The organism is Ectobacillus polymachus, from assembly GCF_048159605.1.
Classification (GTDB): domain Bacteria; phylum Bacillota; class Bacilli; order Bacillales; family Bacillaceae_G; genus Ectobacillus; species Ectobacillus polymachus.
The window spans coordinates 816,215-830,766 of the sequence record NZ_JBLREB010000001.1 but is presented as its reverse complement, the minus strand read 5'-3'; the positions used below and the strand labels follow the sequence as shown (position 1 = coordinate 830,766).

At 36.7% G+C, this 14,552-nt stretch carries 15 protein-coding genes and 1 pseudogene; 5 read left to right on the top strand and 11 right to left on the bottom strand.

Going from position 1 to position 14,552, the window contains the following annotated elements:
* Window positions 1-26: 26 nt before the first annotated feature.
* From rpmG to ACM5BR_RS04275, 5 genes are all read right to left on the bottom strand, one after another.
* Window positions 27-176: a 50S ribosomal protein L33 gene (rpmG, locus tag ACM5BR_RS04295; RefSeq protein ID WP_416826187.1), complete on the bottom strand. Its 150-nt coding sequence runs from the start codon at window positions 174-176 to the stop codon at window positions 27-29.
* 33 nt (window positions 177-209) lie between these two features.
* Window positions 210-1,295 (bottom strand): GTP-binding protein, encoded by a 1,086-nt coding sequence (locus ACM5BR_RS04290; protein ID WP_416826185.1) that lies wholly within the window; start codon window positions 1,293-1,295, stop codon window positions 210-212.
* Between the two features lie 164 nt (window positions 1,296-1,459).
* Window positions 1,460-2,359, bottom strand: a complete 900-nt coding sequence (locus ACM5BR_RS04285) for a metal ABC transporter solute-binding protein, Zn/Mn family (RefSeq protein WP_416826184.1) — start codon at window positions 2,357-2,359, stop codon at window positions 1,460-1,462.
* 444 nt (window positions 2,360-2,803) lie between these two features.
* Window positions 2,804-3,241, bottom strand: coding sequence for a hypothetical protein (locus tag ACM5BR_RS04280; protein ID WP_416826182.1), 438 nt, complete (start codon window positions 3,239-3,241; stop codon window positions 2,804-2,806).
* 397 nt (window positions 3,242-3,638) lie between these two features.
* The gene (locus ACM5BR_RS04275; protein WP_416826180.1) at window positions 3,639-4,166 is read right to left on the bottom strand and encodes an acyl-CoA thioesterase; all 528 of its coding nucleotides are present in this window, start codon (window positions 4,164-4,166) and stop codon (window positions 3,639-3,641) included.
* A gap of 491 nt (window positions 4,167-4,657) precedes the next feature.
* On the opposite strand from ACM5BR_RS04275, the gene ACM5BR_RS04270 reads away from it, so the two are divergent.
* Window positions 4,658-5,596, top strand: a complete 939-nt coding sequence (locus ACM5BR_RS04270; RefSeq protein WP_416826178.1) for an NAD-dependent epimerase/dehydratase family protein — start codon at window positions 4,658-4,660, stop codon at window positions 5,594-5,596.
* Between the two features lie 379 nt (window positions 5,597-5,975).
* Here the strand turns inward: ACM5BR_RS04270 and ACM5BR_RS04265 are convergent, their stop codons facing one another.
* The 4 genes from ACM5BR_RS04265 to ACM5BR_RS04250 form a co-directional block, all read right to left on the bottom strand.
* A complete protein-coding gene (locus ACM5BR_RS04265) occupies window positions 5,976-6,389 on the bottom strand; it encodes a (4Fe-4S)-binding protein (RefSeq protein WP_416826176.1) in 414 nt (137 codons plus the stop codon).
* A 151-nt stretch (window positions 6,390-6,540) separates the two neighbouring features.
* Window positions 6,541-6,666, bottom strand: coding sequence for a hypothetical protein (locus ACM5BR_RS04260; protein WP_416826175.1), 126 nt, complete (start codon window positions 6,664-6,666; stop codon window positions 6,541-6,543).
* Window positions 6,667-6,933: 267 nt separating this feature from the next.
* Window positions 6,934-8,652, bottom strand: coding sequence for an assimilatory sulfite reductase (NADPH) hemoprotein subunit (gene cysI / locus ACM5BR_RS04255; RefSeq protein ID WP_416826173.1), 1,719 nt, complete (start codon window positions 8,650-8,652; stop codon window positions 6,934-6,936).
* Window positions 8,653-8,674: 22 nt separating this feature from the next.
* Window positions 8,675-10,492, bottom strand: coding sequence for an assimilatory sulfite reductase (NADPH) flavoprotein subunit (locus tag ACM5BR_RS04250; protein WP_416826171.1), 1,818 nt, complete (start codon window positions 10,490-10,492; stop codon window positions 8,675-8,677).
* Window positions 10,493-11,026: 534 nt separating this feature from the next.
* Here ACM5BR_RS04250 and ACM5BR_RS04245 point away from each other — a divergent pair.
* A pseudogene (locus ACM5BR_RS04245) lies at window positions 11,027-11,453 on the top strand (hypothetical protein).
* A gap of 109 nt (window positions 11,454-11,562) precedes the next feature.
* Here the strand turns inward: ACM5BR_RS04245 and ACM5BR_RS04240 are convergent.
* Complete coding sequence (locus ACM5BR_RS04240; RefSeq protein WP_416826169.1) at window positions 11,563-11,991, bottom strand: pyridoxamine 5'-phosphate oxidase family protein; 429 nt, start codon at window positions 11,989-11,991, stop codon at window positions 11,563-11,565.
* Window positions 11,992-12,105: 114 nt separating this feature from the next.
* On the opposite strand from ACM5BR_RS04240, the gene ACM5BR_RS04235 reads away from it, so the two are divergent.
* Window positions 12,106-12,543 (top strand): ferritin-like domain-containing protein, encoded by a 438-nt coding sequence (locus ACM5BR_RS04235; protein WP_416826167.1) that lies wholly within the window; start codon window positions 12,106-12,108, stop codon window positions 12,541-12,543.
* A gap of 43 nt (window positions 12,544-12,586) precedes the next feature.
* Here the strand turns inward: ACM5BR_RS04235 and ACM5BR_RS04230 are convergent, their stop codons facing one another.
* On the bottom strand, window positions 12,587-12,781 hold the full coding sequence (locus ACM5BR_RS04230; RefSeq protein WP_416826165.1) for a YugN family protein: 195 nt from the start codon (window positions 12,779-12,781) through the stop codon (window positions 12,587-12,589).
* A 408-nt stretch (window positions 12,782-13,189) separates the two neighbouring features.
* On the opposite strand from ACM5BR_RS04230, the gene ACM5BR_RS04225 reads away from it, so the two are divergent.
* Both ACM5BR_RS04225 and splB read left to right on the top strand, forming a co-directional pair.
* Window positions 13,190-13,435, top strand: a complete 246-nt coding sequence (locus tag ACM5BR_RS04225; RefSeq protein WP_416826163.1) for a transcriptional regulator SplA domain-containing protein — start codon at window positions 13,190-13,192, stop codon at window positions 13,433-13,435.
* A gap of 15 nt (window positions 13,436-13,450) precedes the next feature.
* Window positions 13,451-14,479, top strand: a complete 1,029-nt coding sequence (gene splB, locus ACM5BR_RS04220) for a spore photoproduct lyase (RefSeq protein ID WP_416826161.1) — start codon at window positions 13,451-13,453, stop codon at window positions 14,477-14,479.
* Window positions 14,480-14,552: the final 73 nt, after the last annotated feature.

The following is a 14,552-nucleotide window of genomic DNA, read 5'->3' as shown; positions in this document are numbered from 1 at the left end:
ATTTCTTGATCAAAAAATAGTACTGCCTATTTTGTTTCTCGGTGTAAAGTATGTCTTTTAAGACGAGGACAATATTTTTTTAATTCTATGCGCTCTGGATGATTCCGTTTATTCTTTGTTGTAATATAGTTTCGATCTCCTGTTTCTGTACAAGCTAATGTAATGATTACCCTCATTTTGTTCCCTCCTTACATTTTTATCCCACTATTTTAGGGCAGTAATACCCCCACTTCAAGCATAGAAAAATAAGATAAGGGTATGTGGGGGTACGTATTATCCCATCTATCTAACAATTCGAGTTCTTCCTTTAAGACTTGCTGTTTCTCTTGTTCAGGATAAGCTGCTATCCATTCACCTGCGCCTTGAATCGTGATAGAAGTCCCAGCTTGCGAGAGTATACCCGCCATATTATTACGAGATGCTAACCAAAAGAAACCTTTTGCTCTTACTACTTCTATAGGCCAGTCTTCTAGCCATCTCATGAAACGTTCCGGATGAAATGGACGTCTTCTTTTATAAACAAAAGAAGAAATATCATATTCTTCAGTTTCAGGTATGTGTTCATTCTCTAATTCTTTTATCCATCCAGCACCCTGACTTGCTTTTTCAAAATCAAATAAATTCGTATTAAGCACATAATCTAATGAGATACGAGCATGGTTTGATTCCACAATTCTTGCTTCAGGATTTAATTTTTGCAGGACAGATTTTATTTCAAGAACATCATCTTTTTCAACCAGATCAATTTTGTTTAGTATAATAACATTAGTAAATTCAATTTGATCAATTAGTAAATCTACCACTTCTCTTCTATCCATTTCATCCGTAGCCTGCTTTCGATCAAGCAAACTTTCCCCGGAGTAAAAATCATTCCAGAAACGATTCGCATCTACGACTGTTACCATCGTATCAAGTATACAAAATGCTGATAAATCAATTCCTAAAGTCTCATCAACGTATGTAAATGTTTGTGCAACAGGAATTGGCTCACTAATTCCTGTTGATTCAATAATAATGTAATCAATATCACCTAATGTGGCTAACTTCTCCACTTCTTTTATTAAATCTTCCCGAAGCGTGCAGCAAATACATCCATTTTGCAATTCTACTAGTTTTTCTTCTGTACGTGTCAATCCACCTTGTTTTACTAAAGACGCATCAATGTTAATTTCACTCATATCATTGACGATGACAGCTACTTTCATTTCATCTTTATTGTCTAAAATATGATTTAATAATGTTGTTTTTCCTCCGCCTAGATAACCGCTTAATACAGTTACAGGTACTTTTTTCATAAAGTAATCCCTTTCGTAAATAGGAATTATTACGATTTAAGTATTGTAGGATGACCATTTATCAGAGTGTATATATGCATAAAAATTTGGTCATCCTACTCTCCAGTAGCTAATCATCTAAAATTTGTAGATGATTAGTTTCTGAATTATAAGCCTATGTTGATTTACTTGACGCTTATAGCTTTTTCTACTTGATCGAGTATATCCGACATCCATTGAATATATGTTTTGCCATTTGGCTTTGTTTCTGTTACATCAATTACAGGAATATTATTATCCTTTGCTTGTTTTACTAGATTCCCAACTGTAGAACTCGTGTTCTGTACATTGTTAACAAAGAAACGAACCTTTTTGTTTTTAATATCATCTTGAATTTTTCCAATATCAGTCGGACTCGGATCTGTCCCTTCATTTATTGCTTGCGCAAACTTAGGGTCTAGTATATCTAAATTTAATGAACTAGCCATGTAATCGAAAATAGGTTCTGATACATCAATAGATGTAGTAGAAGTTTGTTTCAGTTTGTTAATTTTACTTTGTAAAGGAGCAAGTTCATTTATATATGAATCTGCTCGTTTTTGATAATCGTTAGCATTGCTTGGATCGATACTTGCTAAATCATCTGCTATTTTTTTTGCTAACTTTGGCATTGTTTCAGGGTTATACCAGACGTGCTCATTATCTCCCTCTTGTTTGCCTAATAAATCACTTGTAACAGCAATTGTCTTTTTAGTAGTGGAAGTATTTGATTTTAATATTTTTTCCATCCACGCATCATAACCAATACCGTTGTAAATGATAAGCTGAGAATCGGCTACCGCTTTCGAATCGTTCGTTGTTGCTTCATACTCATGAGGGTCTTGCGTAGGACTATTAATGATTGATTTTACTTCTACATGGTTTCCACCTACAGCCTGAGCCACTTCACCATAAAAGTCTTCTGCAGCTACAATATGTATTTTTTTACTAGGTGAACTCGTAGTTTCTTTACTTGAACAACCTGCTAGTGCTCCCACAAACAATGCAGTAATTGCTAATGTAGGTATCCACGTTTTTCTTTTCAACATAATTCCCCCTAATATATTGTAGTATCCAATTTCCTAAGGATGATGTATTTCGGCATACACTAAACTCTAGAATGTTTAAGTACAATTTATGTAATAGAAAGACGTTGTAATTCCAATTGATCTAACACTAGATTACAAAGAAACTTTCAACACTATTTCAGCATTTATTCCCCCTTATCAGAATCAAAATTCTAATAAACTTGATAAATATTCTAATTTGATTATAGGAATCATTACGATTTAAAAGTTAGAATTATCTATCACACTTTGAAATTATAAAGGAATAAAACATAATTGTAAATAGTAATTATTCCTATTTACTAATTTTTACATTAATTTACATTTTTATAAAAAAGCATAGATTCACATTAGAATCTATGCTTTGGGATGTTAGTGAGAGATTAAGTTTCAGATACTTAGTCGGGATACTGGAGCTCCCCCTTACCGCCTAGCTACGCCCTTGAAACTCTTGAAGAGGGAGACTTCTTTCGAAAATATCTCCCTCCTCTCCTGCAACATTTCAGGTAAACCGATTCCTATAATTTTCAAATTACTTAAATGATTAAGGAATGTACTATAAAACTCTTTTATTAGTCCCACCGATACAAACAGTTGTGGATACGCAAATTCTCTTGTCTTGATTTTGTCCTCCATCCGCTTTTCCATTTTTTCATAGGTGGTTTTATTTATATTAAGTTTTTTTAAATAATTTTGTTGTATATGTTCAGACGATTCTCCCCAAATGATTTCAACTTGTGGTTGTAAATCACATATACATTCGCTAGCCGAGAAGATTGTATCTGGAAGAACATCCTTATCCATGTGCTCAGATCTTTTTGCAGGAGAAATAATGTAATAACCTCCTGAAATATAATTCATATATGCCCCCAAAAGATTTCTTGTTATTAATAGACCAATCTTAAAAACACCTATACTTTTGTACAAATTGAATATAAATGATACAGGTCAAAGTGCCAAATAATACGATACCATTGTTATTGCCAACCATATTTTGAAATCGCAAATGTGTTGTCGTATACAAAGAAGTTCACTACAATTTTTTTGTAGTTACCCTAAAATCAAAGATATTCATTAATAAAGCCTAAAATTGTAATGATCAGTCTCTTTCACGAAGTGGTTTCTATTTAGTGCTGAGAAACGAGATTAGGTGATTGTTGTAAGTCTAACAAGAGGAAATCTGAAGATACTTATGAAACATGGCAAAATAGACCATCATAGAAAAACTGATTCAAGACGGTCTATTTCGCGATATAACTTAAAATATAGTAGGTTGTTTTACCTTACCATTATTTCGGATAAATTCAGCTAAGCTTTTACTATGCTGTCTGTGATCCTTTCTTCTTGAAGCTCGTTCAATTGCGGTTGTATGTAAATACTTTTCTTCATCTGTTTCAGGAATGACAGGTGCAACTTCTTTTGGCCATCCATCTGTTCCTATCGCAACGAAAGTAAGAAAGCTTGTTGCTGCAATTTTCCGTTCACCTGTAACTAAATTTTCAGCTATAATTTTGACAAACACTTCCATAGAAGTTCTGCCTGTCCATGTTACATAAGCTTCTAGACAAACACAATCTGCTTTTGAAATAGGATTTAAAAAGTCAACAGAATCTGTTGATGCTGTAACCGTAGAACTTCTAGAATGTCTTGCAGCAGCTATAGAAGCAATGTCATCGATAAAGTACATCAAACGTCCACCGAATAATGTGTCATTATTGTTCGTATCATTTGGAAAAACACGACTTGTTTTAATGGATTTGCTGTCTTTGCAATATTTAGGCTCCAATTCATCTACACCTCTTTCTACTATAATTACATAATATTCTATAAGTCCTTATAATTCACAATAATTACACATTTAATGAGCTAATTCCTCTTTTAAATGAGATAAAATATTAATTTTAGGGTTTAATTTAGAAGTGTTTTTGTCTGAATTAGGTTTATGGTTGTCTAATAATGCTTTTTACACATATAAGGTGGGCAGAAATAGTTCTGCCTGTGACTGATTAAATTACCCCACTTACACTATTAATCGACTCCATTTACAAGATTTCTCTAACAAACTTCTTATTTATCGAAATCAACAACAGAAAACTAGACTTTCAAATGATTAATAGATGAATTTGATCCCCCTACTTTCTTTTTTCTACTAACCTTCTCGAAAATAAGAGTACCATTTTCCATATGTAAATTTTTTAACTTTACAGTAAATTTTGGTAAGTTATTTTTAAAATATGATAGGATGTTCGTGAACCTTAATTCTAGGAGGCACTATAGATGGATAAAGATTACCACGTCATATTTGGAACCGGTCCCTTAGGTATTGCAGTTATGGAGCAACTTATCAAACAAAATAAAAAAGTACTTATGGTAAATACAAGAGGAAAAGAAGATGTTCCAAAGAATGTGCAAGTTGTAAAAGGAGATGCTACGAATCTTAAAAGTGTTCTTGATATTTGTACGTCATATCCTGTATCCGTTATTTACCATTGTATTGGACTGCCCTATCAGTCATGGAAGAAACTCTATCCCATTATGATGGCTAATCTTATTGAAGCAGCAGCAAAAAGCGGCGCAAAGATTGTATATGGAGATAATCTTTATGCTTATGGTCCCCATCCCGAAGCATTGAACGAAAACTTATCGTATATACCTGTTGGTGCAAAAACAAAAGTAAGAGCGGAAGTCGCTACTAAATTAATGAATGCACATAAAGAAGGAAAAGTAAAAGCTACTATTGGTCGAGCTACTGATTTTTATGGTCCACGTGTTAAAAACTCTATATTAGGAGAAAGAGTTTTTAAAAACTTATTAGAAAATAAGCCTGTAGATATGCTTGGAAATCCTGATACAATTCATTCTCAAATTTATATACATGATTTTGCAAGAGGTTTAGTTACGCTTTCTGAACATGAACAAGCATATGGGGAAATCTGGCATATCCCTTCTGCACAACCAACCACAAACCGGGAATTAGTTCAAAAAATAGCTAGGCAGATTGGAATAAAGCCAAAATATAGAGTGGCAGGAAAACTTATTGTTACGATTGTCGGATTTTTCAATTCTAATATAAAAGAATTTCGCGAATTAATGTATCAACATGAACATAATTTTATAGTGGATTCGAGTAAATTTCAAAAAGCCTTTACATTTTCTGTAACTCCACATGAGGAAGCTATTCAAAAAACAATTGATTGGTATCAAGATCATATTTGATATTTCTCATTTTAAATCAAGTATATATATGGTACTTTCTAACTTTTACTACATACATTCCACTTTAACTTTATAGAATTAAAAATAGCTAGTTGCAGTACCTAGTAATTAAATGGAATACCATGCTGAAGTACATTTTAAATACATGTTGGAAGCAAAAGAGTCATACTTTGCAAAAGGGACATAAGGGGATAATCTTTTTCTCCTGAGCAAATTTCACTATTCTTTTCCATTACTGCTTTAACGACTCCATGACTGTATAGACTATCTGAAACAATGTATAAGCCATCCATAAATTTATCATTACCAGTTTAATGTATTTCGGAATCCTTTTACCTGTTCTCCTACATAATACGTATCTTTTTTATATCAATCATTTTCATTTTTCTTCCTTCTTCATATGACTATTATCACAAAATGGTTTATTTTTAGAAAATCCGCATCCACATAACGTAGCACGTGTGCATGGAATCGTTTCGTCTCCTTTTTGAATAGCCAGGTTTCCCTTAAGAAATATCATTCCATTTGAAGCAACTTCTACAGTTGTCTTATCATTAGGTACTTCTTGTTCCCCTCTATCTTTTCTTGTATATTCTAATGCACCACTTGGGCATTGTTCGATAACGTTAGCAATTTCGTCGGCCTCTTCCTCATCTACATTAACCCACGGTTTCTTGTTAACATCGAAAACCTTTGGTAGTCCTTTTACACATTTTGCTGCATGAACGCATCTTTCAGGGTGGAAAATGACATCAATAGTTTCTCCTGTATAGCATTTGTAATCTTTATTCATATGCTCACTCCCTTTTTTATGTAGTCATTAAGTCTTTTTGACTTTAACTCAATAATTACTGAATCACCGAAAAAATGAAGTGTGAGCTGCTATCAGTTTACACTTCATTTCTTTTTGTTTAATTTCAATTAGCTGTTGGAAACTTACTACATTATTTATTTAAATCTTTTTTTGTTACTTCACTTCTGATATTTAAATCTTTTGAGAATTCGGTGTCATTTTTTAGATTATTTGGATATTTATTTTTTCGTTTTCGATTATCATTCTGATTCGTCATTCCTCTTCCTCCTCCAGCTAAGATTCGTAACTATTATGTACCAAAGGAATTTTTTAATTCAGATTAAATTATTTTGTGCTAACAGGATTGTAAGAAGCCTAGTAGGGTTCATTTCAGGTTCAAAAACCCCGATATGAATTGATTTTATGGTTTTTTATGTAACTCTTTTTTTGCATTAACCTGTCGATGCGCTTATATTCTAAGTGGACTAGAAGCAATGATGTGCATTTGAGACAGGAATTAATTCCTGTCTCAAATGCACCTTAATCAATCATGAAAATTCGTTCCGTCTGTCACTGCTTTAACGATACCGACGCGTATGACAAAGTCACCGAAGTGCTCGCCTTCCTGTCGTTCTTTCGCGTAGCGGGTAAGAAGCATACGCAGTTCGCTCAAAATTTCTTCTTCACCTATGTTTTCACGGTATATCTTGCTTAGGCGACTGCCATTAAAGGCTGCACCGAGATACATATTGTATTTACTAGGTGCTTTTCCGATAAAGGCAATTTCACCGAGAGCCGGACGTACACAGCCGTTCGGGCAGCCGGTCATACGTATGGTAATTTCTTCGTTCCGCAGGCCATTTTCATCAACAATGGTCTCGACTTTCTCAAGGAGAGACGGTAAATATCGTTCTGCTTCCGCCATCGCAAGTCCGCACGTTGGCAGAGCGACACACGCAAGCGAGCTGCGTCGGAGTGCGGTATAATTCTTGCCATCCGTCAAACCGAATTGTTCGATAAGTTCGCTAATCTTTTTCTTTTTCTGGCTTGATACATTGGCAATGACCAGGTTTTGATTTGCCGTGAGACGGAAATCACCAGTATGGATTTTGGCAATTTCGCGTAAGCCGGTCATCAATTTGTATTCATTACTATCCGAGATCCTGCCGCCTTGAACAAATAGTGTAAAATGCCAGCTTCCTTGAGTGCCCTTAACCCAGCCGTAACGGTCGCCGTTATGGTCAAAATGATACGGCTTTGCTTCTTCTAGGTTCCAACCAAGGCGATTTTCGAGTTCAGCTTTGACTGTTTCCAGACCAAGACGGTCAACTGTGTACTTGAACCGGGCATTTTTGCGGACGGAACGATTTCCATAGTCGCGCTGAATCGTAATAACTTTTTCCGCCACATCAGGAATTTGGTCCGGCGTACAGAAGCCAATTACTTTGGCCAGCTGTGGATACGTCTCTTTGTCTCCGTGCGTCATACCCATACCGCCACCAATCGCCACATTAAAACCATTAAGTTTTCCATCTTCCACAACCGCTATTAATCCAAGATCCTGTGAAAAGACGTCAATATCATTCGATGGCGGAACGGCAATCCCAATCTTAAACTTACGCGGCAAATAAAGCGCTCCGTACATTGGTTCGACTTCTTCTATTTCCGGCGTACCGGCCATTTTTTCTTCATCAAGCCAAATTTCATGATATGCTCTTGTTCGCGGCAATAAATAATCACTCAATCCTTTCGCCCATTCATATACTTCGGAATGAATCTCAGATTGATATGGATTGGGGTTGCACATGACGTTCCGGTTCACGTCGCCACACGCCGAGATCGTATCCAAAAGGGATGCATGGATCCCCTGAATCGTTTTTTTCATATTCCATTTTAAAATACCATGCATTTGAAACGCCTGACGTGTTGTCAATTTTATGGTGCCATTTCCATATTTTTGAGCAAGTTCATCGATAACATGCCATTGCTCCGGTGTTGTTATACCACCTGGTGTACGTACGCGCAGCATGAACTGATACGCAGGTTCAAGTTTTTGCTTTTGGCGCTCATTACGAAGATCTCGGTCATCCTGCATGTAGCTCCCATGAAATTTCATCAGGCGATTGTCATCTTCGGAAATACCCGCGCTGATCCGATCCACCATCGTTTCCCTAAGCGTTCCTCGTAAATAGTTACTTTCTGCTTTAATCCGCTCTACATCGCTTGGCGGGCCGTTCGGCGCTTGTAATTTTTGGTTTCCCATGTCGATACAACTCCTTTCATAATCAGTATACGTCACGTTGGTAACGTTTTTGCTGTTGCATATTGGCAAGGTAGTCTTCCGCTTTTTCACGGCTCATGCCACCTTCGTTTTCGATAATCGCAATCAGGGTGTTATGAACATCATGTGCCATGTTTTTCTCGTCTCCGCAAATGTAGACCGCTGCTCCTTCTTGAAGCCATTCGAACAATTCTGGGCTATGTTCAAGCATACGATTCTGTACATACACTTTTTCATCTGTGTCACGAGAAAACGCGACATCCATTTTCGTCAGCACACCATTTTTCAGCCATTTTTGCCATTCGGTCTGGTAAAGGAAATCCGTCACGAAATGCTGGTCGCCGAAGAACAACCATGATTTCCCTTCGACTCCTATTTCTTCGCGCTCCTGCATAAAGGAACGGAATGGCGCAATACCTGTTCCCGGTCCAACCATGATGATCGGCGTATTTTGGTTCTTTATCAGTTTAAAGTTTGGGTTATACTGAATAAAAATCGGCAGTGTGTCCCCAGGCTGCAGACGTTCCGCACATAAAATGGAGCAGACGCCTTTTCGTTCACGCCCGTGTGTATGATATCGGACGGTGCCGATTGTCAAGTGCACTTCATCTGGATTTGCAGATAAGCTGCTCGCGATTGAATAAAGTCGGGCGGGCATTTTTCGGAGAATTGAGATAAATCCTTGCGCCGTTTTACTCCATGGACCAAAATCACGAACCATATCAAGTAAATCGCGTCCTTTAAGATACGCTTTTAATTTTTCTTCATTACCTGGCGATATTAGCTTTTGTAAATCCTCATTCGCTGAAAGCTGCACTGCCTGCTTCAGAAGCGGTTTTGTTAAAACGGTAATTTCAAAATGAGAGATGAGAGCATCTTTAAGCGGACGAACGTCTCCTTGTTTATTGATCATCACAATTTCTTCCGGATCCCATTTCATTTCCGCAAGAAGCATATCAACAAGAGCTGGATCGTTTTCTGGATAAATACCTAGGCTGTCTCCCGGTTCAAACGTAATGCCTGATCCTTCAAGTGATAACTCCAGGTGACGCGTTTCTTTATTCGAGCCGCGCCCATTTAAATTTATATTTTCAAGCACTTCTGCATGAAAAGGATTAGTTCTTGAATACGCCGTTTCAGCAGCTTGAGTTACTGGTGCCGGAACTAGTGCAGTACTTCCGCCTTGAGATTCACTTAACCCACCAAGGACTCCCTCAAGCCATTTGGCTGCCGGTTCATCATAGTCAAGATCACAGTCAACGCGTGGAAACAATCGTGTGCCGCCTAGTTCTTCCAGCCGTTTATCGAATTCTTTTCCCGTCTTACAGAAGAACTCATATGAGCTGTCTCCAAGTGACAAAACAGAAAAGTAAAGTTCGTCAAGCTTTGGAGCCCGTCTGCCATGAAGAAACTCATGGAACGACAGCGCGTTATCCGGCGGGGCTCCTTCTCCATGTGTGCTCACCACAATAAGTAGATTCTGGACTTTTTTCAAATTGTTTGGCTTAAAATCACTCATGGCGGAAACGGTTATTTGAAAGCCGCGCCCCGCAAGCGTCCTGCCTGCATTCTCCGCTAGCCTCTGTGCGTTTCCCGTCTGCGATCCGTAAAGAATAATCGCTTCATTTGAAATCTGCCCGGTGCTCAAAGCAGAAACTTCTGCCGCCTTTGATTCTGATGTGCTCGTAACGAAAGTAGACTGGGACGCAGCAAGATAACCACTCAGCCAGACTTTTTGAGAATCTGTCAAGGTAGGCAGAAGTCGATTAAGGAGTTCAGCCTGCTCCTGATTAAACGGACTATTCATTACCTGAAGTTGCAACGTTATTCACCTCACAAAAGATAAAATATATATAATTTATTAGTACTAGTAAGTTTACTAATCTAAGAAAGATCAATTATCTGTATTAAGAAAAAGAGCTGTATACACAGCTCCTTATTCTAGTTTTACACCTAATAGCCAAGAGGTTATTTTTCTGAACTATATTCAAAAAAATACACCTGTTTCTGAGTAAATTATATGTATGCAGATATTGTGCTACTACAAAATTTGGTTTTAAATCAAATACCACTAAATTGGATGAACGGGCAGCCCGTACCACAGTCATACTTCTACAAATAGGTAAAAAAATCTTACATATTTTCGACCTTTGACAGGCATATATTAAGTGGTAGATGGCAAATATTTAGTACTTAATTTCGATGCATTAAATTTGCTCATAGTGACAACTTCTTTCATTAAGAAAATAATTATAAGAAAGCATATGTTAATCAAAATAATTTAGTTCTTTAAGACGCAATATACTGGGAAATTATTCGTTGAAGTTTTAGTCATTTTAATGAAGGAGAAAAATAGATGAAGATCCGTTTTGGGTATGTAGCTAATGCATTGGGTTTATGGGACGCAAGCCCTTCCAAAACTTTGACCTTTCTCGCTATTCAGCTCTTTCTAAAAGTGAGCGAATGGACAAACTTAAATCTGTAACAGCACAAAATTTACAGCATACCAAAAGAATTTTGTATTATAATATCACCCACGAAATCCGTTTATATCGTTTTTCAATATTTCGTCACCAAAATCAGAACAATCCTATCGTTCACATGCTGATTTTGTCTCTTTAGATTTTATCCTTCCTTTCTTAAAAATGACAAAGATGCTGGATCAAGACTTTGACATTATGATTGAAGCTAAGCAGAAGAACCTTGCAATGTTAAAACTCATAGAAGAGATCGCCTCAATTCGGGGAGTCAAACGTATTTCAAGTGGAATGGTGGAATGGTGAATGGGAAGACCAACAAGAAAGGAGAGGCAAAAGAACCATTAAAGCATAGATGGCCCTTCCTTTCATTTAAAATGATTAGAAAGAGCCAATGAGGAAATTTTTTAACCAATTAGTATTTTAACGAAAATTCTTGTGGTGGTTCACCGTTTAGATTTAATATACGGACCGTTTCAGGCTGTATTTCAAGAAATACGTAGTTTGGATCGTTTGGACCATCAAACCATTTATTAAACGATTCCTCCCAGAATTTCTCTTTCAAAGATTGTGTATTATTAATAGATGAAGTGCCTAAAATTTCAACAAGGGCATCGTTTTGTCCTTTCTCTTCATATCCAAGCAATACCGATACGTATGGATTATTTTTTATTTCGTCAATCTTTTCCGTGTCCTTTTTCGTTGGTGTATATAATGTAATGTCCTCATTGTAAAATGTCATATATCGTGAATGAGGTTTATTATTTTCAACTGATGCCAGGGTGCCTGTCCTGTGATTAGAGATGATATTAACAACCTTTTCTTTTAAATCTTGATTGATCATTGATTTTCCTCCCATGGAATAGTTTCTTTTTAATTTTCACTAAACCATGACAAATAAACTGTAAAAATTTCACTATCTTTTTAAAAATATTATATAAATAAGAAGTGATTTATATTGGCAGGTAATGATGTTCTGAAAACATTAAATCAATTTTTAAAGGGACAATATATGGGAATCCATGCGTATGAACACCATATACAAAAGTTAACCGACCCAGAGATAAGAAGAGAATTTCAAAGGATTCAACAAGAGCATAAAAACCACGCTTTAAAAGTTGCGGAAAGGATTCAAAACCTTGGGGGGAAGCCGGTTGATGATGAAGGATTGATTGGATCAGTCCAAGGCTTTTTTAGTCAATTTATGATTCCAGAAACCCCTGTTGGAATGATTGAGAGTGCGTTAAAGGGTGAGAGTTATTATGGGATTCGAGTGTCAGAAGATATCGTAAGAGGGGATTTAGATCTTGAAAGCCAGCAATTAATCGAATCGATATTAGATAAAGACAGAGAACATGTACGTTATTTACAACAGTTACTTCACGAGATGAATTGAATAACAAAAGGGGGTCCAAACTCAATCAATGCACTGATATGATCTAAGCCCCATCCAAAACATAAATGGGGACTCTCAGGTAAATAGACTCTCCCCCATCACGCCATAACAATGCGTCGAATTTCCCTTGGTCATAATCAAAATTACTGCAAAATCTACATCCATGAGAATGAAAGATATCTCGAACTGCCCCAAAATACGCTCTTTTCCCTTCAATTTCTGTTTGTAATTGAATCATCTTTACTTCACTCCTGTATAAAAGGTCAGATACTATTTTTAACCAAAAAGAATAAAATACCTAGGTTTCAATGAGGAATTGGAAAATGTTATTTTTCACTCTTTTTATATGCTTCGAATAACTTCAGGGAATGTAACAAATGCTAATGAGCAAGGAGATGCTTATATTGTCAAACCAGCAACGTACAAATGGCGAGAAACATAGAGGGCAATCCGGTAATCAACCGGGTCAGGATCGAAGTACCATGAGGATCATGCAGGGAAGGTTACCGGTTATGGACAACCTGATACAAACACTGAAAGGCTTACAAATATAGCGGATAAGCCTTCAATATAATTTACTATTTCGCACCCTTAGCGACGTTTTTTCCGTTATAAAAATAAGGACATTTAAAGGATGGTGAAAGGAATGGACGTGAATTTTGACTATACCTTCTATAATCCAGGAGATGTTGTCTATGTTTTTTATCGAAATCCACATACACAGGACGTTGCAAATGTTCAAGAAGCGGCAGTTGTGAATAATCCAGAGAATCCTGGTGAATTGGCGATATTTCTGTATGAAACATATTATCCACTAACAAATGAAATGGCTGTTTACGCAAGTGAGGCTGATGCGTTGCAGGCCTATGAACAGTATTTTGGATATGAATAGAATGGAGATTATCATATGAATAAACCATTTACGCCACAGCTCGTTTACTTTGAACCAGCTGCATTGGAATATCCACTTGGAAAGAAACTGAAGGACAAATTTGAAAAAATGGATGTAGAAATACGCTACACCACTTCACATAACCAAGTCAGAAACCTACCGGGTGATACTGATTTTAAAAGGTATAGGATTGCAAAATCTACATTAGTGGTTGGGGTAAGAAAAACACTTAAGTTTGATACATCTAAGCCTTCAGCAGAATACGCAATTCCTTTTGCAACAGGATGTATGGGTCATTGCCATTATTGTTATTTACAAACGACAATGGGGTCAAAGCCTTACATACGTACATATGTAAATGTGGAAGATATTTTATATGCTGCTGATCGGTATATGGAAGAACGAGCACCGGAAATCACACGATTTGAAGCATCTTGTACCTCTGACATTGTTGGACTTGATCATCTTACACATACGTTAAAGCGGGCTATTGAGCATTTTGGGAAATCAGAGTATGGCAAGCTGCGTTTTGTCACAAAGTTTCATTATGTTGATCATTTGCTGGATGCTAAACATGGTGGAAAAACAAGATTTCGGTTTAGTGTCAACGCAGATTATGTGATAAAAAATTTCGAGCCTGGCACCTCTTCATTAGCGAAACGGATTGAGGCAGCGGGAAAAGTAGCAAGAGCCGGATACCCACTAGGGTTCATCGTGGCACCTATCTACCTTCATGAAGGATGGGAGAATGGATACTATCATTTGTTTGAACGGCTGGATGCCGAGTTACCGAAGGATGCAAGGGACGATATTACTTTTGAATTTATTCAACATAGGTTCACTAAACCTGCAAAGAAAGTGATCGAAAAGAACTACCCAATGACTAAATTAGAACTGGATGAGTCATCGAGAAGATATAAATGGGGAAAATATGGAATTGGCAAATATATTTATCAAAAGGAAGAAGAAGAGGATATAAAAAGTCACCTTTATTCTTATATGGAAAAGTTTTTTCCAAATGCTAAATTGGAATACTTCACCTAACAATCATATTAATTTATGTTAAGAAACAAGCGTTTCCGAAATGTTGGCGGTATCCCCTAAGTATTTTGATATT

What these genes read in the sequence shown, in the direction of transcription:
- rpmG (WP_416826187.1), bottom strand. Translation starts at nt 176, where the DNA reads ATGAGGGTAATCATTACATTAGCTTGTACAGAAACAGGAGATCGAAAC.
- ACM5BR_RS04290 (WP_416826185.1), bottom strand. Translation starts at nt 1,295, where the DNA reads ATGAAAAAAGTACCTGTAACTGTATTAAGCGGTTATCTAGGCGGAGGA.
- ACM5BR_RS04280 (WP_416826182.1), bottom strand. Translation starts at nt 3,241, where the DNA reads ATGAATTATATTTCAGGAGGTTATTACATTATTTCTCCTGCAAAAAGA.
- ACM5BR_RS04270 (WP_416826178.1), top strand. Translation starts at nt 4,658, where the DNA reads ATGGATAAAGATTACCACGTCATATTTGGAACCGGTCCCTTAGGTATT.
- ACM5BR_RS04265 (WP_416826176.1), bottom strand. Translation starts at nt 6,389, where the DNA reads ATGAATAAAGATTACAAATGCTATACAGGAGAAACTATTGATGTCATT.
- ACM5BR_RS04260 (WP_416826175.1), bottom strand. Translation starts at nt 6,666, where the DNA reads ATGACGAATCAGAATGATAATCGAAAACGAAAAAATAAATATCCAAAT.
- cysI (WP_416826173.1), bottom strand. Translation starts at nt 8,652, where the DNA reads ATGGGAAACCAAAAATTACAAGCGCCGAACGGCCCGCCAAGCGATGTA.
- ACM5BR_RS04240 (WP_416826169.1), bottom strand. Translation starts at nt 11,991, where the DNA reads ATGATCAATCAAGATTTAAAAGAAAAGGTTGTTAATATCATCTCTAAT.
- ACM5BR_RS04230 (WP_416826165.1), bottom strand. Translation starts at nt 12,781, where the DNA reads ATGATTCAATTACAAACAGAAATTGAAGGGAAAAGAGCGTATTTTGGG.
- ACM5BR_RS04225 (WP_416826163.1), top strand. Translation starts at nt 13,190, where the DNA reads ATGGACGTGAATTTTGACTATACCTTCTATAATCCAGGAGATGTTGTC.
- splB (WP_416826161.1), top strand. Translation starts at nt 13,451, where the DNA reads ATGAATAAACCATTTACGCCACAGCTCGTTTACTTTGAACCAGCTGCA.